This is a genomic window from Bartonella sp. CM31XJBT, from assembly GCF_028618555.1.
Lineage (GTDB): Bacteria > Pseudomonadota > Alphaproteobacteria > Rhizobiales > Rhizobiaceae > Bartonella.
In genome coordinates this window covers 61,429-87,307 of the sequence record NZ_JAQITD010000004.1, presented here as the reverse complement: position 1 = coordinate 87,307, position 25,879 = coordinate 61,429, and the positions used below count along the sequence as shown (strand labels likewise).

The following is a 25,879-nucleotide window of genomic DNA, read 5'->3' as shown; positions in this document are numbered from 1 at the left end:
TGTGGCCATAATCCAGTTATCAAATATAAAAAAACAGTATGACAACGGCATTCTGGTCATTGATGATTTAAACTTAACTGTTGCCGATAAAGAACTTCTTGTTCTTGTCGGTCCTTCAGGGTGTGGAAAATCAACCTTATTACGTATTATAGCAGGACTTGAACAAGTTACCTCAGGTGAATTATGTATTGATAACGAATGTATCAATGATCGTGAACCAGCTGATCGTGATATCGCTATGGTTTTTCAAAATTATGCCCTTTATCCCCATATGACAGTTCGTGGAAACTTAGAATATGGTCTTAAAAATCGTAAAACCCCTAAAGAAGAAATTAAAAAACGCATCGCACATGCTGCAAAACTTTTGGAGATAGAACCATTTCTTGATCGTAAACCACGACAATTATCAGGAGGACAACGTCAGCGTGTTGCAATGGGGCGTGTGATTGTACGTCAACCCCGTGTTTTTCTCTTTGATGAACCTCTTTCAAATCTTGATGCAAAATTACGGGCGCAAATGTGTATTGAAATAAAAACACTACAGCGTTCATTAGGAACAACGAGCCTCTATGTTACCCATGATCAACTAGAAGCTATGACATTAGCTGATAGAATAGTCGTTTTGAATAAAGGAGCTATCGAGCAAATTGGAACACCAATGGAAATTTACGACACTCCAGCAACAACATTTGTTGCTGATTTTATTGGTTCTCCTCCTATGAATTTTCTTGATCGCCATGTCTTAGAACAACATTTAGGGCATTCATTGTCTTATGGCGAAGAAACGGATCTTTTAGCATTCAGACCTGAAATAATCTTATTAGGCGAACATCCAGATAAAGGACCTGTCTTTCACACAAAAATTGAGCTTATCAAGCCTATTGGAACAGGTTGCCATGTTTTAACGCGTTGGAATGATATCATCTTTACGATTGAAATAAAAGAACGCTTGACACACGACTATGATCAAAAACTAAGTTTCACTGTCGCTCATCAGAATTTTCATACTTTTAACAAAAACACTGGAAAGCGCACAAATAATAAATAAGCATTAATTGATGTGACACGACTTTCTTTTATACCGCGTCATGATAATGGTGCGTTTCGACTTTCTCGATTACATTTACAAAATCAGATTATAACCGATGGGATTAAAAATAAAATTTTAAAAGTTTTGGTAATGATCCATTGTCCCATGGCGCTGAGAATGCCAAAATATTTATATGAACAAAATGTGCATTTTCAGGGTCTGTGAGAAGAATATTATTTTCAAACCTCAAACATAATAAAATCATTTTCATTATAAAAAAATATCAATATAAAATAACCATTTATTAACCATATTTTTCTCATTTATAATTTTTTTATAAAAAACAATATATTATCATATGTTCCTTGATGTAATAATTTATGTAACTTATAAAAAGTAAATGAGAGAAATAGAGGGAAACAATGATTCACAGATGAGAGGGGATGCGCCCCATATCTTAGCTTTGATCCCTAACATAAGAAGTCTATTTGATCCACAAAATACGACGCTGTTCTAAATAATCTGTACGAGAATAGGCACATTCTATTTTACCGCTGACCATATGATCTAAAATGGTTTCAGAGCTCCTATAAGAAGCATTTGTTTTTTCTACTAATTAAATAAATTAGAGAGAAACCTATGCGCGCATGCTGCAAGTTTATTTTTTCTCATGTAAATCACTATGCAATTCTCAGCGAGTGTATCCGATCAGTTGCAAAAGAAATCATTGAGAGATAGAAGGCGCGCTTGTTTTAGAATTTTCATTACTTTTAACGATAAAAGCAGATGAAACACATCTGTAACATCCCATCGATCTTTCTATATTCTTGAGTTAAAAATTGCCTGTAGATCATCCTCAAACAGATCTTTATGAATATAACATAATGAATATAACATAAGGGATCGGTGCGAACACCTATAAGAATCAGCAGGGACAAAGACAGTTATATTGTTGTTTTGCAAAGCATTTTATAAAAGCTGGTATATTTTTTCAATATATTGCCAGTCTATTAATGGTTTTATCATATTGCTTTCTTATAAAGCGTGTGCTTTTTTGTTGCTTATAAATCAACCTAAACTTTATACAGCAGTATGTTTGAGACAAATATGAAGACGGTTCAGTGCTGTATTCAGTTGTGTATGCCAGAGTAGAATGAGCTTATCTGCTTGTGTAATTTCTAAAATGAGGGGACTGCTTAATTTAGGGGAATATGAAAGCATCAAGATAAAAAATAGATTCTATCTTTAGCATCATCTTTTAATTTAGTATTGCGATTTTCAAAAATATCTGGGCCAATGTCTCTTACATAATGGCGATTAAGTATTGCCGAACACATTTTTTCACGTAGTCGTTTATGAGTAATATAACATAAAATCCATTGTGTATCTCAATCTTTATGCTTATAAAAATGCAAGCTTGGGCCATCATCATACTCTCTTTCAGTCTCCAACATTGCAATAATTATTGTGTTGAGACTCTTCTGAATTGTTTCAAGTGTCGAGAGTTATTGTAAAAGAATCATTGAAAAGTAGAGTGCTACTGCTGATGGTTTGGGCACCATGAGGCAATAAATCCACTTACTTTATCTATCTTAGCATCTATTGAGTATAAATTTCTCTGTAAAAGTAACTTTATTTCATATCAATGTTAATCAATTATAGATATTGGGTATCATTAGTAACATAATCATAGACTTACGATTTTATAAACTCTTTTTATCTCTTTTGTAGAAGATCTTAATGTTTTGTGATGGCATCAATGATGGTATTCACATTATGTTCCATCATATCGAGATAAGTTGCTGCTGGACCATTTTTGTTTGACAATGCATCAGAATAAAGTGTTCCACCAATTGTTAAACCTGTTTCTTTTGCAATCTGTTTTATGAGACGGGGATTAGAGATATTTTCAACGAATAGTGCAGCTGCTTTATTCGCTTTAATTTGTTTGATAAGTTTAGCAACATCGGCTGCGGTTGCTTCAGCTTCTGTTGAAGCACTTTGAGGGGCAAGGATAGTAAAACCATATTCCTCGGCAAAATAGCCAAAGGCATCATGAGATGTGATAATGATACGTTTATCTTTAGGAATGGTAGCAATTTTTGTTTTTAGGGTATCTTGTGCTATTGTAAGTTTTTGGATGTAGGTTTCGGCATTTTTTTTGTAGCTGGTACAGGATTGTGGATCGATTTTACAAAAAGCAGCAGCGATATTCTTCACATAGATTTTGACATTGGGAATTGTTTGCCAAGCGTGTGGATCAATAACGCTGTGGTAGTGATGGGCATTATGTTCTTGATTTTTCATTTTGATGGAGGGAATGTTAGCGCTAACTTCGACAAGAAGTGCTTTTGTACCGCTTGCTGTAATGAGGCGATCAATGAATCCTTCTAAATGAAGTCCGTTGATGAAAATAATTTGAGCATTTCTAAGAGCTTGAGCATCATGGGGGGTAGGTTCATAAGTGTGGGTATTCGCATTGGGACCTACAAAAGTGGTCATAGAGATATGGTTGTCTCCTACATTTTTTACGAGATCTGCAAGAATAGAAAAGCTCGCAACAACTTTGATTTTATTGTGTGCAGAAGCAGAAAATGGAGAAAGAGCAAGCAATAAAGCTCCAAGAAGAACAAATTTTTGAGCAAACTTAGGCACATTTTTTTCCTTAAAGTGAGGAGGTATAAAAGAGGTGGGGAAACCATGTTACAATAAAGCCACGTGGACTTATCAAACAGGAAACAAGATAAATAAATCCTGCGGCAATGATGATAGCAGGGCCGGATGGAAGTGAAAGATGAAAAGAAAGCAGGAGACCACATACACTAGAAATGATTCCAAAAAGAGTGGAAAGCGCGCAAATAGGGCCTAGCCGTGAAAACCAAAAACGGGCTGTAATAGCTGGAATCATCATAATGCCAACGGAAAGTAATGTTCCTAGTGACTGAAAGCCTCCAACCAGATTCAACACCACAAGTCCAAGCAATGAAATATGAATATATTTACTCAATGGAGAGAGTGATTTAAAAAAGAGGGGGTCAAAGCTTTCTAAAACGAGTGCGCGCCAAAAAATACAAAGACTGCATAGTGTAATCAGCATTATAGTAGTGATTAACCAGAGGGCTTGTGCATCAAGTGCAAGAACCGATCCGAATAAGAGATGAAGCAGCTCAATTGTTGAATCTTTCAGTGAGATAATAATGACACCTGCCGCGAGTGCAATAAGATAAAAGACAGTCATGGATGCATCTTCTTTCTGAAAGCTATTTCGTGAAATTAAAATGGTTGCTAAAGCAACAATAATACCAGCGAAGATGCCACCAAGTGTCATAGATATGAGGGAAAAGCCACAAATCAGAAAAGCAGTTGCAACACCAGGAAGAATGGCATGAGAGATAGCATCTCCTGTCAAGCTCATTCCACGGAGCATCAAAAACACACCAACAGGACAAGCGCTAATAGACAGGAAAATAGAACCGATAAGGGCGTTTTGCATAAATTGGAAATCAACAAAGGGGGCAAGAAAAAATGCATACACGTCTTATAACCTAAGAAAGAGAGGATCATTGATGGGAAGATTTTGTTTTTGTGCGCTAACAGGGAAAGAATTGGATGAGAGAGGTGGCATAACGTGATGAATGGTGTTGTTTAAAAACTGTGTTGTTTCTCCATAAAAGGCGTTTTGTTGATCAATTTGAATCATTTGGGGGAAAAATTCTTGCACGATGAGAGGGTTATGGAGTGCGGTGAGAATTGTGCGTCCTTGCTGTTGCCAGTATGTGATCAGTGCAAGAAGGTCTTTTTGGGTACTATGATCTACACCATTGAAAGGTTCATCAAGCAAAATAATATTGGCATCTTGCACAATGATACGTGCAAAAAGAGCGCGTTGTAATTGCCCGCCTGATAATGTTTCAAGTGAACGGGGTGCGAGTTCTGTAAGCCCAACCATTTTAAGCGCATTTTGAATCTTAGAATCATAAGGGCGTTGATTTTTCCATAATCCACAAAAAGACCACAGTCCTGTTTTTACAAGCGTTTTCACATCAATTGGAAATGTTTGATCTATATCACATTGCTGAGCAAGATAAGCAATGCGACTTTTTTTTTGTTTTATAATTTTTCCCTTAAGAGGTTTAATCAATCCGGCGATGGCTTTTAGCAGTGTCGATTTTCCAGCGCCATTATCACCTGTTATTGCGACCAATGAACCAGCTTTTAACTTTGCTGAAAAGTTCTTTATTGCTATTCTATTCCTATAGCCTAATGTTGTCTTATTGAAGAGCAGATCCATATTTTTTACCATCGTTGCTTATTATTTTGGAAACTATGTAATAATATAACGTTTGTCAACAAAATGTTATATTATTACATAGTTTTGAGTACTGAAAATTTTAGTGGGAAGATCGTGGAAAATTAAAAATAATAATTGAATTCACCTTGACGAAAGAGAGAGAGTATATACTATATATAGTATCAAAATGATTGGTGATTCTAAATAAGCACAAGAGAGGGTGTTAGTGTGTTTCGTTTGGTATCTAAGTTATTTCCATTATTGTAAAGAGTTTATTGACCAAGGGTATAGCAGTATTTTTGCTGAAGGATCTCTTTTGGAAGGATTCCCTTTCATTTTTGTAATTGATTTTTGCCGTAAAAGAGTAAAACAGAGCTCTTGGAAAACGGTAGTTTAGAACGTTAGTTTTTTAGACAGCAGGAGGGAATTGTAATGCAAGCAAAAGATTGTTTTATAACTAGGGGGCTTTGCCATTTAAGTTGTAGAATAATCTCTTATTCTCATCATAGTCTTTGAAGTTATTTGATGAGGAATTCTGTTATATTCAGGAAGCTGTGTACTATTTGAAGAATAACCACATGCTTTGCGTACAATTTCTATTTTTTGTTATTCTTGAGTACCTATAAAATTATTAGATTGACCTTTGAGGGTTGATTGTTTGGAATTGTGAAAGTTGAAGAAAATGTCGATCACTATTTATAGTAAACCATCTTGTGTCCAATGTGATGCTACACGCCGCGCTTTTGATGCAAAAGGCATTCGTTATCGTGTTGTTGATATTTCCTGTGATGAACAAGCATACAGTTTTGTTCAATCTCTGGGGTATCGTCAGGTTCCTGTCGTTGTTTGTGGTGAAAATCATTGGTCTGGTTTTAGACCAGATATGATTAGTGGTCTTTGTGCTTAATGGGGCTTATTGTTTATTATTCGAGTGCAACGGGTAATACACAGCATTTTGTCTCGCAGCTTGGTCAACGACTCTTCAAAATTGATAAAAGAAAGCCTTCTGCATTGGTTGGTGAACCTTATGTACTGGTTGTTCCTACATATGCAGATGGTGAAGGAAGAGGGGCAGTGCCGAAAGCCGTTGTCCAGTTTCTTAATGAAGCTGAGAACCGAAAATTAATTTGTGGTGTTATTGGCGGTGGGAATCGTAATTTTGGTCGCTATTATAATTTAGCAAGTAAAATTATTGCTGAAAAATGTTGTGTACCTTGCCTTTATCGTTTTGAGCTGCGTGGAACTGATGAAGACGTTATTTATGTAAAAAAGGGATTGGAAATATTTTGGAAACAATTGGTATAGGACAATCGCAGAAATCGGATCAGATTACTGATTATCATGCGCTGAATGCAATGCTTAATCTTTATGATGAAAATGGTCATATTCAATTTGATATGGATCGGCTTGCCGCACGGCAATATTTTCTTCAGCATGTTAATCAAAATACAGTTTTTTTTCATAACCTGAAGGAAAAAATAGATTACTTAATAGAAGAAGGTTATTATGAAAAAGCTTTATTTGAGCTTTATGATTTTTCTTTTATTAAAAAACTTTTTAAACGTGCTTATGCATTTAAGTTTCGTTTTCCTACCTTTTTAGGCGCATTTAAGTATTATACCAGCTATACACTGAAGACTTTTGATGGGAAACGTTATCTTGAACGTTATGAAGATCGCGTCTGTCTTGTAGCTTTATATTTGGCACAAGGGAATAAAGCTCTTGCTGAAAATTTTGTGGATGAAATTATTACAGGACGTTTTCAACCGGCAACACCGACATTTTTAAATGCTGGGAAAAAACAACGAGGTGAATTGGTTTCGTGTTTTTTGCTACGTGTTGAAGATAATATGGAATCGATAGGTCGTGCGGTTAATTCGGCTTTGCAGCTTTCAAAACGTGGTGGAGGTGTGGCGCTTTGTTTAACGAATTTGCGGGAAGCAGGGGCACCAATTAAGCAAATAGAAAATCAGTCCTCAGGTGTTTTACCGGTGATGAAACTCTTGGAAGATTCTTTTTCTTATGCCAATCAGCTTGGGGCACGACAGGGGGCTGGAGCTGTTTATTTGCATGCTCATCATTTAGATATTATGAAATTTTTGGATACAAAGCGTGAAAATGCTGATGAAAAAGTTAGAATTAAAACGCTTTCGCTTGGTGTCGTTATTCCTGATATTACTTTTGAGCTTGCACGGAATAATGAGGATATGTATCTCTTCTCATCGTATGATATCGAGCGTGTGACAGGTAAGCCTTTTAGCGATATTTCTTTAACGGAGCATTATCGTTCTTTTGTTGATAATGCAAAGATTCGTAAAAAGAAAATAAGTGCACGCGTTTTTTTCCAGACATTAGCGGAAATTCAATTTGAGTCCGGTTATCCCTATATTTTATTTGAGGATACTGCTAATCGATCGAATCCGATAGCTGGGCGCATAAGTATGAGCAATTTATGTTCAGAAATTTTGCAGGTGAGTGAGGCGAGTGAACTGGAGACAGATTTAACTTATCGCACGATTGGAAGTGATATATCCTGTAATCTTGGATCCATGAATATTGCCAAAGCAATGGAAAGTCCTGATTTTGGACAGACCGTGGAATCTGCTGTTCGTGCTCTTACTGCTGTTTCGGATATGAGCAATATTGCCTGTGTGCCTTCCATTGCGAAAGGCAATGCTGAAAGTCATGCGATTGGTTTGGGACAAATGAATTTGCATGGGTTTCTAGCGCGTGAGCAGATCTATTATGGGTCTCCAGAAGCGATTGATTTTACCAATATCTATTTTTATATTGTGACATATCATGCCATACGGGCTTCCAATTTAATTGCGCACGAACGTCAAGAAATGTTTGCAGGGTTTGAAAAATCAGCTTATGCAGATGGAAGTTTTTTCGAAAAATATATTGAAAAAGAATGGAAACCGCAATTTGCGCTTGTGCAAGAGCTTTTTGCACGGAATAATATTGTTATCCCAGATCAAAAGGATTGGCAGGAACTCAAAAAATTAGTTATTGAGTATGGGCTTTATAACCGCAATTTGCAGGCAGTTCCACCTACGGGATCTATTTCCTATATTAATCATGCCACTTCTTCTATTCATCCAATTGCTTCAAAAATTGAAATTCGCAAAGAGGGAAAAATTGGGCGCGTTTATTATCCCGCTCCTTATATGGATAATACGAATTTGAATTTTTACCAAGATGCTTATGAGATTGGCCCTGAAAAAATTATAGATACCTATGCTGCTGCAACACAGCATGTTGATCAAGGTCTTTCATTAACATTATTTTTTCCTGATACAGCGACCACACGTGATATTAACCGCGCACAAATTTATGCTTGGAAAAAGGGTATCAAGAGTATTTACTATGTACGGTTACGGCAAGTAGCATTAAGTGGAACGGAAGTTGATGGCTGTGTTTCTTGCAGTTTATAGGAGATCATCATATGACAAAGATTACAACCAAAAATCCTGTTGTGTGCGCTGTTAATTGGAATAGATTACATGATGAGAAGGATCTTGAAGTATGGAATCGCTTAACTGGGAATTTTTGGTTACCTGAGAAGGTTCCACTTTCCAATGACATTCCCTCATGGTCAAGCTTAACGGATGAAGAACGTAAATTGACAATTCGTGTTTTTACAGGACTAACGCTTTTAGATACAATTCAAAACACTGTAGGAGCCATTTCGCTTCTGGCTGATGCGATAACAGAGCATGAGGAGGCAGTTTTGACGAATATTGCCTTCATGGAAGCGGTTCATGCACGTTCTTATTCCTCTATTTTTTCAACCCTTTGTTCGACGGTAGAAGTTGATGACGCGTTTAGATGGTCAGAAGAAAATATTCATTTGCAGAAAAAGGCTAGATTAGTACTTGAGCGTTATGAAGCAAATGATCCACTTAAGAAAAAAATTGCTTCGACTTTGCTGGAAAGCTTTTTATTTTATTCTGGTTTTTATTTGCCCATGTATTGGGCCAGTCGCGCTAAGTTGACCAATACAGCAGACCTCATTCGACTAATCATTCGTGATGAAGCAGTCCATGGTTATTATATAGGTTATAAATTCCAATTGGGCTTTGCAAAGCTTGATGAAGCCAAAAGACAAGAAATTAAAGATTTTGCTTTTAACCTGCTCTTTGATCTTTATAACATTGAGTGCAAATATACTGAAGATCTTTATGATGCGCTTGGATTGACAGAAGATGTTAAAATTTTTCTTCATTATAATGCAAACAAGGCTTTAATGAATTTAGGTTTTGAAGCTCTTTTCCCCCCTGAGGTTTGTCGTGTTAATCCCGCTATTTTGGCAGCTTTATCACCAAACTCTGACGAAAATCACGACTTTTTTTCAGGGGCAGGTTCTTCTTATGTCATCGGCAAGGCGGTTGCTACCACGGATGATGATTGGGAATTTTAATGTTTGCATGCAAATAGAAGTGCGCGGGGTATTCCACTTAGATCTTTGCGCACTTCTAAACATTGAAAACCATTTTTTTCGAACAAATTGCAGACTTCATTTTCTTGAGAGAAACCAATTTCAACAGCGATATAGCCGTTTTCTTTTAAGTAGTTGGCTGCTTCATGGGCGAGTTTTCGATAAAAATCAAGTCCATCTTCTCCTCCTATCAGAGCGCGCAATGGGTCATGTAAGCGCACTTCTTTTGCAAGTTTTTTGATATCTTTTGCGGGAATATAAGGTGGATTGGAAACAATAAAATCAAAGCGATCTGCGACAGAATCAAACCAGTCGCTAAGAAGAGGTGTGAAGCGGTGTGCTACTTCAGCATTTTTTGCATTTTTTTTTGCTGTTCTAAGGGCATCTTCAGAAATATCGACTGCCACCGCATAGGATTGGGGAATTTGTTTAAGGAGTGCAATAGCAATGGCGCCACTTCCTGTTCCCATATCAAGGAATGTTGTTTTTCTCGAATTTTCGACCTGTTTTTGGAGAAAAGGGAGAACAAGATCTATCAGCGTTTCTGTATCAGGGCGAGGTTCTAACGTCTCTTGAGACAATGTAAAAGATATACCATAAAATTCTCGTGCTCCTATAATACGGTAAACGGGTTCGCCTGCAATACGCCGTTGTAAAGCTTGTTCTATTTGTATAATATGCTCAGAAGATAGATGCATATCTGGTTTAGAAATTCTTTCAGCAGCATTTATTCCTGTTATCCATTCAACGAGTATTTTCGCATCGAGATCGGCTTCAGCAATTCCTTTCGTGCGCAATTTTTCTTGCATTTGTTGGATGACATTCTTGAAAGAATATTTGCTCAATTATTATCCATTTCCATCAGCAGTGTTGTTTGATGATCTGAGATGAGTGCATGAAGAAGCTCATCAAGATCTCCCTCTAGAATGCGATCAAGCTTATACAAGGTTAGATTAATACGGTGATCCGTGACACGTCCTTGTGGAAAATTATAGGTACGAATACGTTCTGAGCGATCACCAGAACCAACTTGGCTTTTACGAGAAGCTGAACGTTCACTTTCCGCTTTTTGTCGTTCGATATCGAATAAGCGTGCCCGTAAAATTTGAAGGGCTCTTGCTCGGTTTTGATGTTGTGATTTTTCTGCTTGTACGACCATAATTCCTGTTGGAATATGCGTGATACGAACAGCTGAATCCGTTGTATTAACATGCTGTCCTCCTGCTCCGGATGCACGCATTGTGTCGATACGAATATCTTCAGGACGAATATCAATATCAATATCTTCAGCTTCTGGAAGCACAGCAACGGTAGCAGCAGATGTATGGATACGTCCACCTGTTTCTGTTTCAGGGATGCGTTGCACACGATGAACCCCTGATTCATATTTCAATTTAGAAAAGACACCTTTTCCTGAAATGGTAGCAATAATCTCTTTATATCCGCCAACTTCCCCCTCACTAAGTGAAATAACTTCTACTTTCCAATGGTGAGCATGGGCATAACGTTCATACATGCGGAAAAGATCACCGGAAAAAAGTGCTGCTTCTGATCCACCCGTTCCTGCACGAATTTCAACAATAGCGTTTTTTTCATCAGCAACATCTTTAGGCAAAAGCAGAATCTGGAGTTCTTTTTCAAATTGCTCTACTTTTTTATATAACGATGGTAGCTCTTCTTGGGCAAGATTACGTATCTCTATATCTGTTTGTTTATCGTTGATAATCGTTTCTAATTCTGTAATCTCTTCGTAAAGAGCATTTAATGCGCGTATAGAGGCAATAACGGGTTGTAGTTCTGCATATTCAGAAGCTAATTTAACATATGTTTCAGCATTTGGATTCGTCGTCATTTGGCTTTCAATTATTTCAAAGCGCTTTTCAAGCTGTCTCATACGATCTTGTGGCAAGGAAACCATGATAATATTGGCCTAATTTTTTATAATACAATTTTTTATAATATTTTGTTGCAATGATTTTTTGTTATAATATTGGCAATGAATTACCGTATAGCATCATACAAAGAGGGGTAATAAAGCAATTCTTTTTTTTTGCCAATGAAAACTATTATATTTTAAAGGTAAATTTTTATAAAATTTGATTTGCCTGAGGTCTTTTATCTAATGATATATGATCACTTTTTTAAGAGTTTTTTTTTCCGTAAAGTTCAAGGCGGTGATGAATAATATCATAGCCAAGAGATTTTGCAATTTCCTCTTGTAGCTTTTCAATAACATCAGAATGAAACTCGATGACTTGTCCTGTTTCTATATCAATGAGATGATCATGATGTTGCCCATCTGCTTGCTCAAAACGAGATGGACCACCACTAAAGCTATGGCGATGAATTGTTCCATTTCCTTCTAATATTTTCATGGTTCGATAAACAGTTGAGAGTGAAATATTCGAATCTATTTTGTTTGCACGCTGAAAAATTTCAAATGCATTGGGATGATCATTTGTATCAGTCAAAATATCAAGAATAACTCGTCGTTGACGTGTTACTCTTAAACCAGCGGTGCGCAATTCTTGCTCATAATTTCGCTTTTTATTCATTTGCATAATTTGCTTTTCAAATAAAGGCTCCATGACAGTGTTTGTATTTTTTCTCTGAACCGCAAGGACAACGCTCATTACGTCCAACTTTTCCCCATGTGGTTATATCGTTAGGGTCACGATCTTGTGGATTAACAAATCTATTTTCTTGTGATCGTGCCGATAAGGTGGGAGCATTTTCTTGACTTTGATCATTAAAGACAGAAGAAGCAGCATCAGTTTGCTCAGGTATGGTCGGTTCTGTGGGGTGTTGAATGATTTCAAAGCGCATAAGCTTAGAAGTGACAATTCGGCGCAAATTTCTCAACATACTTTGAAAGAGTTCAAATGATTCTGTCTTATATTCATTGAGCGGATCCCGCTGCGCATAACCACGAAAACCAACAACAGAACGCAAATGGTCTAAACTCACCAGATGTTCACGCCATAACGTGTCAATAGTTTCGAGCAATACTGCTTTGTGAAAATAAGCCATAACTTCTGGAGAATATCGTTCAGTACGCTCATTTTCAAGTTTTGTAACAGCATCTGATACACGCTCTAGAATTTGCTCCTCGGCAATTCCATCTTCTTTTGCCCATTCTTCCACTGGAAGCTCAAGATTAAAGAGTTGTTGAAGCTCTTCTTCAAGAGTTTTTGCATCCCATTTTTCAGAATATGTCCCTGATGGAATATAAGCCTCTACGAGATCCTCTACGACTTCATTGCGCATTTCAAGGATCATTTCTGATAAATCATCTGCGTTCATGACCTCCATACGCTGTTCAAAAATAACCTTGCGTTGATCATTCATGACATCATCATATTTTAGCAGATTTTTACGAATTTCAAAGTTTCGTGCTTCGACCTTTTTTTGTGCTTTTTCAAGGGCTTTATTAATCCATGGATGGATAATAGCTTCATTTTCTTTCAATCCAAGTTTTTGCAGCATACCATCCATACGGTTAGAGCCAAAGATACGCATAAGATCATCTTGAAGAGAGAGAAAGAATTTTGAGCGACCAGGATCGCCTTGGCGACCAGAACGTCCACGAAGCTGGTTATCAATACGACGGCTTTCATGACGTTCAGTAGCGATAACGTAAAGCCCTCCAGCCGCTAAAGCTTTTTCTTTAAGCTTCTGAACATCTTTTTTTATTTCTTCAATTTTAGCTGTCCGCTCTGGACCTTCGGGGATATCCTGTAACTCTTGTCGGATGCGCATTTCAACATTACCACCAAGCTGTATATCCGTACCGCGTCCTGCCATGTTGGTTGCAATGGTGAGAGCTCTAGGAACGCCTGCTTGCGCAATGATATATGCTTCTTGTTCGTGATAGCGAGCATTTAAGACTCTAAAATCGGTAATGCCTTCTTTTCGCAAACGCTCTGCCAATTGTTCTGACTTTTCAATAGAGGTTGTTCCAACAAGAATAGGCTGTTCTTTTTCGTGCGCTTGACGGATATCACGCACAATTGCCCGATATTTCTCTTCTGCTGTTCGATAAATCTCATCATCTTCATCAATACGTTGTATTGGCAAATTTGTAGGGATTTCGACAACGTCAAGACCATAAATATTTCTGAATTCTTCGGCTTCTGTTGTTGCAGTTCCAGTCATGCCAGATAATTTCCTATACATACGGAAGTAATTTTGGAAAGTGATGGAAGCAAGTGTCTGGTTTTCTGGTTGAATAGCAACATGCTCTTTAGCTTCTAACGCTTGATGAAGTCCTTCAGAATAACGCCGCCCAGGCATCATTCGCCCTGTAAATTCGTCAATAATAACGATTTCATCATTGCGAACAATGTAATCTTTATCGCGAGCAAACAGTTTATGAGCTTTTAGAGCATTATTGACATGATGAACGATAGCGACATTTTCTATGTCATAAAGACTCTCACCTTTAAGATGCCCAGCTTGTTCGAGCATTTTTTCAATTTTTTCAGTACCAACTTCGGTAAATGTCGTTGTTTTTTGTTTTTCGTCTATTTCATAGTCTTCTGGAGTTAAGGCAGGAATAAATGTATCAATAAGGTTATAGAAGTCAGTACGATCTTCTAGAGGACCAGAAATAATAAGGGGGGTACGGGCTTCATCAATAAGAATCGAATCAACTTCATCGACAATTGCGTAATGATGTCCCCGTTGGACCATTTGACTACGATCGAAGGCCATATTATCACGCAAATAATCAAAACCTAGTTCATTATTTGTGGCATAGGTGATGTCGCATGCATAGGCCTCTCGGCGGGCATCACTATCAAGATCATGAAGAATCACGCCTGTTGTAAGCCCTAGAAAACTAAAAATTTTTCCCATTGTTTCAGCATCACGACTGGCGAGATAATCGTTTACTGTCACAACATGAACGCCTTTACCTTCCAATGCATTGAGATAAATTGGTAGAGTTGCCATTAAGGTTTTACCTTCACCAGTACGCATTTCAGCTATGCCGCAGTCGTGAAGGACCATTCCACCAATAAGTTGTACGTCAAAAGGACGCATGTCATAAACACGTTTTGCGGCTTCACGAACAGTCGCGAAAGCTTCTGGTAAGAGCAAATCAACACTTTCACCTTCACTAAGACGTTTACGAAAGGCATCTGTTTTTTGGCAAAGCTGCTCATCACTTAATTTTAGGAATTGTTCTTCCAAAGCATTAATTTGTGCAACTTTTTGGCGGAGTGCTTTGAGATGTCGCTCATGAGCTGAACCAAAAAACTTACGGGCAAAAACACCTAAACTGACCATCTCTGGCCCTTTCTTTTAATTGTTGTCACTCTTGTTGGGAAATTCATATGCTCTCCCCATACTCTACATTTCCTTCAGGTTGTCTGATATCATTGGAGACATCATGAAATGCAGATGGTACCATTATACTTGCTGGTGTGCAATTTTTCACTCTAATTGTAAAGTAGAGATAAGAGGCTAAGCGCTTTATGTCAACTTTAAGTATGCTATTTAACTGATACAATACAAAGTAATTTAAGATACAATATGTCATTTTTCTCTATTATCATGTTTTTCATCTGCATTAGATAGGATTGGAGAAACTGAGATAAAAGGATGATTTTATACTTTTTTAAAATAAAATTACTAATTTATTTCTCTATGTTTAAAGATTAAAGTGTTATGGTAAAGAAAATTGGAATCTTGAACCTGCCTTCATTTTTAAGGAGTATATTTATGAAATTTAACTTTATCACGCTTTTTTTAGCATCAACTTTATTGGCAAGTACAAGTTTAGGGGTGAGTGCTCAAGAAGGTTTGAATTCATCGTCGAGTGATTTAAAGACTTTAGAGAAAGCTTCTGAAAAAGCCGTTTCTCCTTCTCATGTTATGGCGGTTATTGATGGGAAAAATATTACAGCAGGCCAATTGGATGATTTAGCGCTTGAAATAAATCCTAATTTAGCACGTTTTCCTGATGAACAACGCCGTATGATGGTTTTAAAAGCTTATTTAGATATGCAGGCACTCGCAAAAGCAGCAAGAAGCAAGGGTCTTGATAAGACAGAAGCTTACGATAAACGTATGGCAGTCATGCGTGACAATGTTCTTCAACAGCTTTATTTTAAACAGGAGATTGTTGATAAAATATCGGATACTGATTTGGAAGCTCTTTATAAGCAAGAAGTTGCTGCTTTACCTAAAGAGGATGAGGTTAAAGCGCGTCATATTTTGGTCAAAACGAGAAAAGAAGCAGAAGCTATCATTAAGCATTTAAATAAAGGCGAAAATTTTGAAGAGATTGCAAAGAAAAGTTCAACAGATGGTTCTGCTGCCGTTGGGGGTGATCTTGGTTATTTTAGCCATGGTCAAATGGTCAAGCCTTTTGAAGATGCCGCATTTGGTTTGAAAGTTGGCGAATACACAAAACAACCCGTTGAAAGTCCTTTTGGTTGGCATATTATTAAATTAGAAGATCGTCGTGTAAAACAACCGCCTGCATTTGATGATGTTAAAGAGATGTTGCGGACACAGCTAATAAAAAAGCGCTATCAAGAACTGATTGTTGATTTGCGTAGCAAGATAGATGTGAAATACCCTGATCCTAATGTTACCAAAATCATGGAATCGCTTCATCAAAATGGGACGCTACTTCCCGATGAGACATCAGATGAAGAAGATACGGAATAGCTAGGAAAAATAGATAGCCTCTTTAATAGATAATTTGCTAGGTTAGTTTTGTTCAAAAAGCCTAGCAGTTTTCTATGAGAGGTTATTGATCTGCAATCATTTCATTTTTTTATAGAAAGCATATTGTGGTTTTGAAAATCTCTCCTTTGTCGCCTCAAAAGATCCAAGAGCTTTCTCCATTATCTGGTGTACGGATAGCAACAGCTGAAGCTGGGATTAAATATAAAGATCGTACAGATCTTCTTTTCATCATATTCGATAAGCCAGTGAGTGTGGCCGGTGTTTTTACTCGTTCAAAATGTCCATCTGCCCCTGTAGAGCATTGTCGTGCATCGCTTCCTCATGGGGTTGCGAGGGGTGTTGTTGTGAATTCTGGAAATGCAAATGCTTTTACAGGAAGCAAAGGAAAGCACACAACCGATGCAATTATTTGTGCAGCAGCGAACGCTTTAAAGGTTAGAGAAGATGAAATTTTTATAGCTTCTACGGGTGTTATTGGTGAGCCAATGGATGCATCGGGTATTGTCAATCTTTTACCAAGTATGGCAGAGACAGCAGAAGAGGGCAATTGGTTGGAAGCTGCAAAAGCCATAATGACAACGGACACATTTCCAAAACTTGCGACGCGCACTTTTGACTGTGGGGGAGAGCGTGTTACCATTAATGGAATTGCAAAAGGTTCTGGTATGATTGCACCAGATATGGCGACAATGCTGTCATTTGTGGTTAGTGATGCGACTATTTCTTCGGATGCACTCCAATCCATGTTATCAGAGGCAGTTGAGGGTTCTTTCAATTCAATTACTGTTGATAGCGATACCTCAACTTCAGATACGCTTATGTTGTTTGCGACAGGAAAAGAACATTTTCCATGTCTTACAAGTAAATCTGATCCGCGTTATAGGGTTTTTGTGAAACAATTGAGTGCACTTCTGCATGAACTTGCACTACAAGTTGTTTGTGATGGTGAAGGTGCTCGTCATTTAATTGAGGTTAATGTGATGGGCGCTACAACAAACAATGCAGCTAAAACTATTGCTTTATCAATTGCAAATTCACCGCTCGTAAAAACGGCTATTGCCGGTGAAGATGCGAATTGGGGGCGGGTCGTTATGGCAGTTGGGAAGGCCGGTGTTGAAGTCGATCGTGATCTATTGACGATTTGGTTTGGTGAGCATCGTGTGGCCGTGAATGGCGTACGAGATCCTGAGTATTGTGAAGAGACAATAGGTGCTTATATGCAAGGTAAACACATCACAATTCGTGTTGATATCGGTTTGGGTAAGAGCACGGCGACGGTTTGGTCTTGCGATTTAACAAAAGAGTACGTTATGATCAATAGCGATTACAGAAGTTAATGGATGCACTTTATATTTAACAGCTTATTATTTTTCAGAGCAAATGGGGTATGTGAGCTCTTTTAGGAGCAGAGGGGATATGATAGGAAAGTCAGTTATTTTTATGTTCCCTATTGGGGAGTGATATGTGTATGAAAAGTTCTATTCTTCTTGTTGTTGCATGCGCATTGTTCGATCAGAATAATCGTGTTTTGCTTACACAGCGTCCTGAAGGAAAATCACTGGCTGGTTTATGGGAGTTTCCTGGTGGCAAGGTTGAGCAAGGTGAAACTCCGGAAGCATCATTGATTCGTGAATTAGAGGAAGAGCTTGGTATTTATGTTCAACTAAATAATTTACACCCTTTAACATTTGCAAGTCATAACTATAAAACATTTCATCTCTTAATGCCATTGTATCTTTGTGACCATTATGAGGGTGTTGCGCAAGGACGAGAGGGGCAAAATTTAGAATGGGTTTTTATTAATGATCTTGATAAATACTCTATGCCTGATGCTGATAAACCATTGGTTCAGGTATTGAAAAATCATCTTCTTTAATGTGTTATAAGAAGAAAATATAATTCAATATATTGATTTAAAATGATAATTTATAATTTTTTATGTTGAATGGGGAAGTCCAGAGTCGTAAAAAACTTTCTCATTTCAAATCTGTTTTATGTTAAATTAATCAAAACCATTCTTTTGCACGTTCCAAGCGGGGAGGGTTATGTGGATAAAATTATTTAAGAAAGAAATAAAATACGTGCTGAAAGAACACTCTCCAATAGCCAAGGGTTATCGCAACATTGAGAATTGGCAAAGTGTATAACGATGTCTTTACACGATTCATAAGTATAAAGATAGTGGTAGACAATGTATGTTACACTTTTCACGTGTATCATTGTGAGATGGGTTGGGGTGCACTGAGAGGTATAAGGGGTATTTATTTCATGAGATATCGATAATAGGAAAAATTTCAAAAAATGTTGCTTTTGATTAAGAGGGGTACGTTCTTTACGTAATGTAGAATGGCATTGTGTTGCATATTCACGAGCTTTTTTAAAAGAGGCACCTCGCAATGCTCCAAAGCCCATTTCGCGACGGTGCCGGAATGATATAACGTTAAAGTCCCTATGGAAATAATGTAAAATCTATTGAGCGCCACTATCTTTACGCTTATGAAGAAGTAAGCTGGTCCCAATATTACGATAGCTCTTGGCATTTGAGGGCATTCAGAAGGAATATTTTTCTTTTCATAATCATTTTTACTTATACATCAATTACGCTTGTGATGAACAGACAAGCGGCTTTGATTGATCCAACATAAAAACAGATTTGAAATAAAAAATTTTACGATATTTAGAATGCTTGACGCAGAGTGAATGATGGATAATTATCCTTATAAATCAATATATTGTATAATAAAACATTCAATTAATTTTTTATAGGAGGCATGCATGAAGTTTCTTGAATTGGACGGCGTTTTGCGATGGGATATTGATTTTTTTTAGCGATACGCGTAATTGCTTTTTCCAATGGCTCAATCATAACGTCCATAGAAAAACCATTTGCGTGAATAATATTTGCGTGATCGACCATAATAGCAACATGATCTTTCCAAAAAATTAAATCGCCTCGTTGAAGTTTATCAGTATCTGTAAGAGGACTGCCTATAGTTTCTTGCTGCATATCGGTATCACGTAAAACTATTTGATCGGTCATCATCATAGAGAGCTGAATGAGTCCCGAACAATCAATTCCAAAACCGCTGACACCACCCCAAAGATAAGGTGTACGGATAAAGGTTTCTGCAACTGTGACATAATCTTCATATACGCGTCCAATGGGGCTGAGATGGCTCGTAATGATTGCTGTTCCATTTTCAAGAATAGAATACATTGTGTCACGGACTTCAATTTCATCAACAACACTGACTTTGCTTCCCATAGATAAAGGGGACACTATTGGTCCACGTAAGTCAGCGTGTAAATATTTAAATGTACGTGGTACTGAAACCACATGCGTTTGTTTTATGGTTGATGTACAAAGAACTTTTGTATCAATATAACCAACATAACCATCTTTGAGTGATTGTCCCCACGACATTGTTTCCCCTTGTTCAAAAATGAGAAGTTCTTCTCCGAATAAGCATTCTGTTTGTCTTTCACTTTTTTTACTATTTTCTTTAAAAAGTCCAGCGACCCCTGTATTAACACGTCTTTTTTCACCTTGAACAAAGCGCTGAGCTGTAATTTCTGTTTCAAGACGTTGATCTGCTAGATCATCTCTGAATGCATGAAGTCTTGGGTCTTTAGAGATCATCTTTTTGCTTTCCATTTTGTTACTTCTTACCTTTAAACAAACTCATGAAAGCTGTATTGGTAAGATTTTTATCCTCAAACAAAACTAAGAATACTGTGTAAGACCAATTATTCTTTAAGCTGCAAAATTGTCTATTTTTTTGAATATTGTGTGTCAAACTTCATTTTTAAAAATATTATAAAGGGCACGAATAGTTTGTGCTGATCCACCAATAGGGTATCCTGGTTTTTCTTTTGGAATCCATCCATAAAGGTCAAAATGCGCAAAATGTTCAGCTTTTTCAACAAAAGAATTAAGAAATAAAGCAGCTGTTATAGAACCAGCAAAGCTATTTCCAGTTACATTGTTAAGATCAGCAATTGGTGATGATAACATCTCTTGGTAAGGTTTCCAAAGGGGCATTTGCCAAAGAGGATCAAAGACAGCGTGAGCAGATTCAGAAATTTGTTGTGCTCATATTGAATCATTACAATAAAATGCGGGAAGATCTGGTCCTAATGCTATACGCGCTGCCCCTGTTAAAGTAGCCATACAAAGCATGAATTGTGGACTTTCTTCATCACCATAGGCGAGTGCATCGGCAAGGACAAGGCGCCCTTCAGCATCTGTATTACCTACTTCAACACTTAAACCTTTACGACTTCTGAGGATATCACTTGGTCGGTAAGCATTCGCAGAAATTGCATTTTCTACAGCTGGAATCAAAACACGGAGACGGAAAGGCAATTTTGCATCCATGATAAGTTTAGCCAATCCCAAAACGTTTGCCCCACCCCCCATGTCTTTTTTCATAAGCAACATGTTATTGGCTGATTTAATATCGAGTCCTCCAGTATCAAAAGTTACGCCTTTGCCCACCAACGTTATTTTAGGATGATCTTCTTTCCCCCAGAGTAACTCAATCAGTCGTGGTGCAGTGCTGCCTGCTCGTCCTACAGCATGAATCATCGGAAAGTTATGGGTTAAGAGATCATCTCCACAAATACTTTTGATGTGAGCACCGTAGGTTTTTCCTAGTTTTCGAGCTTCTTTTTCGAGAGCATCAGGGGTCATATCATTGGCTGGAATATTAATGAGATCACGGACGAAAAAGACAGCTTCATAAATTCGTTGGAGTTCATTAAGATCAACGGCCTCATTGACATGGATGGATAATGATTTGAAAGAAGAATTTTGACGATAGCGATTAAATTGATAGCTACCGAATGCTAATCCAAGATAGGTATTTATTTCATCAGAGGTTGTACCTTCTAAATGCCATTGACCAGCAGGAAGTTTTTGAGCAAGAACTCCTGTGATAAAAGGATCGCTATTATTGCCAATTCCAAATAAAACTTTTTTTAAATGCCCCGTTTCGTGAGGAACAAAGAGTATTTGTCCCGCTTTGCCAGTAAAGTCATTAACTTTTATCCATGCTGTTGTTGACGCATCAAGTGATAAGTTAGCAAGATTTCTTTGGTTTACCAAGATGATAGGGCAACTGTTATCGATACGCGTTGAGGTAAAATGAATGTGGTGGTGCTGCATAGTTATGAGATCCTTATAGTCGTCTAAGTGCGACATATTCGACCAAATGATTTTTTCCCTTTCGTAGAATGAGATTGGACCGTGGTCGTGTTGGCAATATATTTTCCTGTAAATTTTTTAAATTAATCGTTTGCCAAAGATCCTCAGCGATTTTTGAGGCTTCTTTTTCATTGAGGTGGGCATAACGATGAAAATAGGATTCAGGATTTTGAAAAGTTGTTTTACGCAAACGTTTAAAGCGCTCCAAATACCAGTGACGAATGACTTCTGTTTCGGCATCGACATAGATTGAAAAATCAAAAAAATCTGATACGAAAGGAATAGCTTTTCCATCTTTAGGAAGATCACTGACCTGTAATACATTAATACCTTCAACAATTAAAATATCAGGACGATCGATGGTAATTGTCTGATTTTCTAGAACATCATAGGTCATATGTGAGTAAAGTGGGGCACGGACATTTCCGATACCTGCTTTTATAGCCGAAAGAAAGCACAGCAGTTTTTTAATGTCATAGGAATCAGGAAATCCTTTACGATTCATACGATTTTTTTGCTGTAAGATTGCGTTAGGATAGAGAAAACCATCCGTTGTGATTAGATCAACTTTAAGACTAGATGTCCAACGTTTCAACAGTTCTTGAAGAATGCGAGCCGTGGTTGATTTTCCTACAGCTACAGAACCAGCAATTCCAATAATAAAGGGTGTTTTTCTACTCTCTTCTTGATGGAGAAACTGCTGACGTTTGTGGAAAAGTTCCTGTACTGCTTCAACATGGCATGATAACAGACGCGATAAAGAAAGATAAATGCGTTGGACTTCTTTAAGATCGATAGGATCATCAATAGAGCGTAAACGCTTAATTTCATCAAAAGTCAAAGTAAGAGGTGTGTCTTCACGAAACTCTGACCATTCTTGTGCAGTAAAAACACGATAGGGTGAATATCGGTCAGAAACAGATTTGACCAGATTATCTTTCTGATTAATTTTTTGTATAGTTGTATCAATCATTTGTATTTGTCAAGATTTTTTTGCAGCAGCAATTGATTAAGAGCAGACAGAAGAGCGGCTTTATTTTCAAATAAATTTTGTTTTGCATGCTCTCTTCTTTTAAGATAATAGATCATTTTTCATTAACTTATAGTCCAGTCATTCCAGTTTGCACGGATTTGTGCTAATGAGTGCCCTTGCGCCAAAAAAGTCCATAAAAGTAGACGCGCTTTTACGGCTGATAAATAACCAGACATGAGAGCACCAGAAGCAATCATATCAATTTCGGAGCCTTTATAGCCATAAGTTATACGAGTTGTTGAGCCATTACAACAACGACTAGCAATAATGATTGGTATTTTTTGTGCATATTGTTGTACAAGGTCTGCTTCTTGAAAACTACAGTGCCCCGCACCAAAACCAGCAATAACAACTCCAGCATAATACCCACTTTCAAGGCATAGTTTCATTAATTGTGCACCAGATGATAAAGAGGAATAGAGGAGTGCAATTTGATGATCATGGTTTTGGGGAAGATCAAACGTTGTCGGAAAAAATTTTCGATCATTGAAATAAATAAGTTTTCCCTCTAAAATAGTTCCTAAAACACCTGCAAGACCTGATTGAAATGTTTCGACTTTGACGGTATGGCTTTTATAGAGCCAATAAGGTGAATGAATTGCATCATTTATGACAACGAGAACGCCCCTGTTACGACTTTGTGTGGCTGCTGCGACACGAGTGGCTGCTAAAATGTTTGCGGGGCCATCCGCGCCTGCTTCATGAGGCATGCGCATAGCGCCGGTTATGATGAGTGGTTCAGCCTCCTTCCAATAAAGAGAAAGAAAAAAAGCTGTTTCTTCCAGAGTATCAGTCCCTTGTGTTAAAACAATACCTTCTGCACCAGCGTTTATTTGTTGTTTTGCCCACTTAATTATTTCAAAAAGCATTTGAAACGATAAAGATCCACTTGGTATTTGCATTAATGTTTGTGCATGAATATCAGCAACGTTATTTAAATCAGGAACACTTTTTATGAGGTTATCTGAAGTTAAAGTCGGTTGCATGTGACCAAAACTATCAGCAGTCATTGCAATTGTTCCACCTAAGGTCCCTATGGCTATTTTTTTCATAATTTTCCTCTAAAAAGCACAAACTGTTTATATAAAGCTATTTAGCAGTAATTTACATTGACAACAATGATATCATTTTTCCATTTTCAACAAATTGAGTTATGCTGAATCATTGTGTTTTGCTGTATATGTTCTTAAATAGGACAATAGTAATTGAGTTTTACATTGTATGAAAAGAAATCAATATTAAAAAGTAAAGTTAATATTAAGGAGTTTCCTTATGACAGAACATAAGCCAGACATAATGTATGGTACAACAATTATTACGGTACGAAAAGGTGGAAAAGTCGTGATGGCCGGTGATGGTCAGGTCTCTCTTGGACAGACAATTATGAAAGGCAATGCACGTAAAGTGCGTCGTCTTGGAAAGAACGGAGTGGTTATTGCTGGTTTTGCAGGTGCTACGGCAGATGCTTTTACATTACTGGAGAGATTGGAAACAAAGCTTGAACAATATCCTGATCAGCTTATGCGTGCCTGTGTAGAACTTGCAAAAGATTGGCGAACAGATCGCTATTTGCGTCGTCTCGAAGCAATGATGCTCGTGGCTGATAAGAAAGTAACTTTGGCTTTAACAGGGCTTGGTGATGTCTTAGAACCAGAAGATGGGGTTATGGCAATTGGCTCTGGAGGAAATTTTGCTCTTTCAGCAGCGCGTGCACTCATGGATTTGGATTTGGATGCAGAAACTATTGCTCGTAAAGCTATGGCTATTGCCGCTAAAATTTGTGTTTACACCAATGATCATTTTACGATTGAAACATTGGATGCAGAATTATCTTCTTTAGAGAAAGCTATTTAAATGTGTGTTGTATTTTCCCCTCGTGAGACTGTTTCTGAACTTGATCGTTTTATTATTGGCCAAAATGATGCCAAACGCTCTGTAGCTATTGCATTGCGCAATCGGTGGCGTAGGCAACAGCTTGATGAGCCGATGCGTGAAGAAGTTATGCCAAAAAATATTTTAATGATAGGGCCAACAGGTGTTGGTAAAACAGGAATCGCACGTCGATTAGCAAAACTTTCTGGAGCACCCTTCGTTAAAGTAGAAGCGACGAAATTTACTGAAGTTGGTTATGTGGGACGTGATGTTGAGCAAATTATTCGAGATCTTGTTGAAATTGCCATTTCTCTTGTACGTGAAAAGAAACGAGATGAAATAAAAGAAAAGGCTCACGTGAATGCTGAAGAGCGCGTTTTAGACGCCCTTGTTGGTAAAACAGCAAGTCCTGCTACCCGTGATAGTTTTCGTAAAAAATTGCGTGAAGGTGAATTGGATGAGAAAGAGATTGAAATTGAAGTCGCCGATAATAATAGCAATAGTGCTTCAACCTTTGATATTCCTGGTATGCCTGGGGCACAAATGGGTATTATGAATTTATCAGATATTTTGGGCAAAATGGGCAGTCGTACAAAAGTCCGTAAGACGACGGTAAAGGATTCTTTTAAACCGCTCATTGATGATGAATCTGAAAAACTCCTTGATCAGGAGCAAATTATTCAAGAGGCGCTTCGTGTTGCTGAAAATGACGGTATTGTTTTTATCGACGAGATTGATAAAATTGCAACTCGAGACGGTGGAGCAAGTGTTGCGATTTCGCGTGAGGGCGTTCAACGGGATCTTTTGCCTTTGGTTGAAGGAACAACAATTGCTACAAAATATGGGCAAATCAAAACAGATCATATTCTTTTTATTGCCTCAGGTGCATTTCATGTTTCCAAGCCATCTGATTTATTACCGGAACTTCAAGGACGTTTGCCCATCCGTGTGGAGCTCAATCCTTTAACAAGGGAAGATTTACGGCGTATTTTAACGGAACCAGAAGCTAGTTTGATTAAACAATATATTGCTCTTATGGCAACAGAAGAGGTTCATTTGGAAATTACCGATGATGCAATTGATGCTTTAGCAGATATTGCTGTAGATTTAAATGCAAGGATTGAAAATATAGGGGCACGTCGTTTGCAAACAGTGATGGAGCGCGTGTTGGATGAAATTTCTTTCACGGCACCTGATAAAGCTGGAACATCGTTTATAATTGATGCCGCTTATGTGAGAAAATCTATTGGCGAGCTTGCTGCTGATATCGATCTTTCCCGTTTTATTCTTTGAAAGTTATTGCTTGT

Annotated in this window: 20 protein-coding genes and 1 pseudogene; 10 read left to right on the top strand and 11 right to left on the bottom strand. The window is 37.6% G+C overall.

What is annotated here, in order from left to right; translation table 11 throughout:
• Nucleotide 1 precedes the first annotated feature (1 nt).
• Nucleotides 2-1,048, top strand: coding sequence for a sn-glycerol-3-phosphate import ATP-binding protein UgpC (locus tag PVV63_RS03235; RefSeq protein WP_273790612.1), 1,047 nt, complete (start codon nt 2-4; stop codon nt 1,046-1,048).
• Between the two features lie 1,719 nt (nt 1,049-2,767).
• On the opposite strand, the gene PVV63_RS03230 is transcribed toward PVV63_RS03235, so the two are convergent.
• The 3 genes from PVV63_RS03230 to PVV63_RS03220 are packed head-to-tail and all read right to left on the bottom strand — an operon-like array spanning nt 2,768 to nt 5,321.
• Nucleotides 2,768-3,685 (bottom strand): metal ABC transporter solute-binding protein, Zn/Mn family, encoded by a 918-nt coding sequence (locus PVV63_RS03230; protein ID WP_273790611.1) that lies wholly within the window; start codon nt 3,683-3,685, stop codon nt 2,768-2,770.
• 10 nt (nt 3,686-3,695) lie between these two features.
• Nucleotides 3,696-4,565, bottom strand: coding sequence for a metal ABC transporter permease (locus PVV63_RS03225; protein ID WP_273790610.1), 870 nt, complete (start codon nt 4,563-4,565; stop codon nt 3,696-3,698).
• Between the two features lie 3 nt (nt 4,566-4,568).
• Nucleotides 4,569-5,321, bottom strand: a complete 753-nt coding sequence (locus tag PVV63_RS03220) for an ABC transporter ATP-binding protein (protein ID WP_273790609.1) — start codon at nt 5,319-5,321, stop codon at nt 4,569-4,571.
• Nucleotides 5,322-6,003: 682 nt separating this feature from the next.
• Between PVV63_RS03220 and nrdH the strand changes: the two genes are divergently transcribed.
• The 4 genes from nrdH to nrdF are packed head-to-tail and all read left to right on the top strand — an operon-like array spanning nt 6,004 to nt 9,744.
• Nucleotides 6,004-6,228 (top strand): glutaredoxin-like protein NrdH, encoded by a 225-nt coding sequence (nrdH, locus tag PVV63_RS03215; RefSeq protein WP_273790608.1) that lies wholly within the window; start codon nt 6,004-6,006, stop codon nt 6,226-6,228.
• The gene (nrdI, locus tag PVV63_RS03210; RefSeq protein ID WP_273790607.1) at nt 6,228-6,626 is read left to right on the top strand and encodes a class Ib ribonucleoside-diphosphate reductase assembly flavoprotein NrdI; all 399 of its coding nucleotides are present in this window, start codon (nt 6,228-6,230) and stop codon (nt 6,624-6,626) included. The genes nrdH and nrdI overlap by 1 nt, the downstream gene beginning before the upstream one ends.
• Nucleotides 6,608-8,758 (top strand): class 1b ribonucleoside-diphosphate reductase subunit alpha, encoded by a 2,151-nt coding sequence (gene nrdE, locus PVV63_RS03205; RefSeq protein WP_273790606.1) that lies wholly within the window; start codon nt 6,608-6,610, stop codon nt 8,756-8,758. Before nrdI ends, nrdE begins: the two co-directional genes overlap by 19 nt.
• Before the next feature lie 11 nt (nt 8,759-8,769).
• Nucleotides 8,770-9,744, top strand: a complete 975-nt coding sequence (nrdF, locus tag PVV63_RS03200; protein WP_273722534.1) for a class 1b ribonucleoside-diphosphate reductase subunit beta — start codon at nt 8,770-8,772, stop codon at nt 9,742-9,744.
• Here the strand turns inward: nrdF and prmC are convergent.
• From prmC to secA, 4 genes are all read right to left on the bottom strand, one after another.
• Nucleotides 9,741-10,607 (bottom strand): peptide chain release factor N(5)-glutamine methyltransferase, encoded by an 867-nt coding sequence (gene prmC, locus PVV63_RS03195; protein ID WP_273790605.1) that lies wholly within the window; start codon nt 10,605-10,607, stop codon nt 9,741-9,743. The two genes, nrdF and prmC, sit on opposite strands and share 4 nt — an antisense overlap.
• Nucleotides 10,604-11,680, bottom strand: coding sequence for a peptide chain release factor 1 (gene prfA / locus PVV63_RS03190; protein WP_273790604.1), 1,077 nt, complete (start codon nt 11,678-11,680; stop codon nt 10,604-10,606). Before prfA ends, prmC begins: the two co-directional genes overlap by 4 nt.
• Nucleotides 11,681-11,903: 223 nt before the next feature.
• On the bottom strand, nt 11,904-12,395 hold the full coding sequence (locus PVV63_RS03185; protein ID WP_273790603.1) for a Fur family transcriptional regulator: 492 nt from the start codon (nt 12,393-12,395) through the stop codon (nt 11,904-11,906).
• Nucleotides 12,334-15,051, bottom strand: a complete 2,718-nt coding sequence (gene secA, locus PVV63_RS03180; RefSeq protein ID WP_273790602.1) for a preprotein translocase subunit SecA — start codon at nt 15,049-15,051, stop codon at nt 12,334-12,336. Before secA ends, PVV63_RS03185 begins: the two co-directional genes overlap by 62 nt.
• 435 nt (nt 15,052-15,486) lie before the next feature.
• On the opposite strand from secA, the gene PVV63_RS03175 reads away from it, so the two are divergent.
• The 3 genes from PVV63_RS03175 (at nt 15,487) to mutT (ending at nt 18,337) form a co-directional block, all read left to right on the top strand.
• On the top strand, nt 15,487-16,440 hold the full coding sequence (locus PVV63_RS03175; RefSeq protein WP_273790601.1) for a peptidylprolyl isomerase: 954 nt from the start codon (nt 15,487-15,489) through the stop codon (nt 16,438-16,440).
• A 125-nt stretch (nt 16,441-16,565) separates the two neighbouring features.
• Complete coding sequence (argJ, locus tag PVV63_RS03170; protein ID WP_273790600.1) at nt 16,566-17,798, top strand: bifunctional glutamate N-acetyltransferase/amino-acid acetyltransferase ArgJ; 1,233 nt, start codon at nt 16,566-16,568, stop codon at nt 17,796-17,798.
• 125 nt (nt 17,799-17,923) lie between these two features.
• On the top strand, nt 17,924-18,337 hold the full coding sequence (gene mutT / locus PVV63_RS03165) for an 8-oxo-dGTP diphosphatase MutT (RefSeq protein WP_273790599.1): 414 nt from the start codon (nt 17,924-17,926) through the stop codon (nt 18,335-18,337).
• Between the two features lie 876 nt (nt 18,338-19,213).
• On the opposite strand, the gene PVV63_RS03160 is transcribed toward mutT, so the two are convergent.
• From PVV63_RS03160 to PVV63_RS03145, 4 genes and pseudogenes are all read right to left on the bottom strand, one after another.
• A complete protein-coding gene (locus PVV63_RS03160; protein WP_273790648.1) occupies nt 19,214-20,101 on the bottom strand; it encodes an NlpC/P60 family protein in 888 nt (295 codons plus the stop codon).
• 153 nt (nt 20,102-20,254) lie between these two features.
• A pseudogene (locus PVV63_RS03155) lies at nt 20,255-21,628 on the bottom strand (leucyl aminopeptidase family protein).
• Between the two features lie 13 nt (nt 21,629-21,641).
• The gene (coaA, locus tag PVV63_RS03150) at nt 21,642-22,640 is read right to left on the bottom strand and encodes a type I pantothenate kinase (protein WP_273790598.1); all 999 of its coding nucleotides are present in this window, start codon (nt 22,638-22,640) and stop codon (nt 21,642-21,644) included.
• Nucleotides 22,641-22,762: 122 nt separating this feature from the next.
• Entirely contained in the window at nt 22,763-23,752 is a 990-nt protein-coding gene (locus PVV63_RS03145; protein ID WP_273790597.1) for an asparaginase, read from the bottom strand.
• Nucleotides 23,753-23,972: 220 nt separating this feature from the next.
• On the opposite strand from PVV63_RS03145, the gene hslV reads away from it, so the two are divergent.
• Nucleotides 23,973-24,554, top strand: coding sequence for an ATP-dependent protease subunit HslV (gene hslV / locus PVV63_RS03140; protein WP_012754621.1), 582 nt, complete (start codon nt 23,973-23,975; stop codon nt 24,552-24,554).
• Nucleotides 24,555-25,865 (top strand): ATP-dependent protease ATPase subunit HslU, encoded by a 1,311-nt coding sequence (gene hslU / locus PVV63_RS03135; RefSeq protein ID WP_273790596.1) that lies wholly within the window; start codon nt 24,555-24,557, stop codon nt 25,863-25,865.
• Nucleotides 25,866-25,879 lie beyond the last annotated feature (14 nt).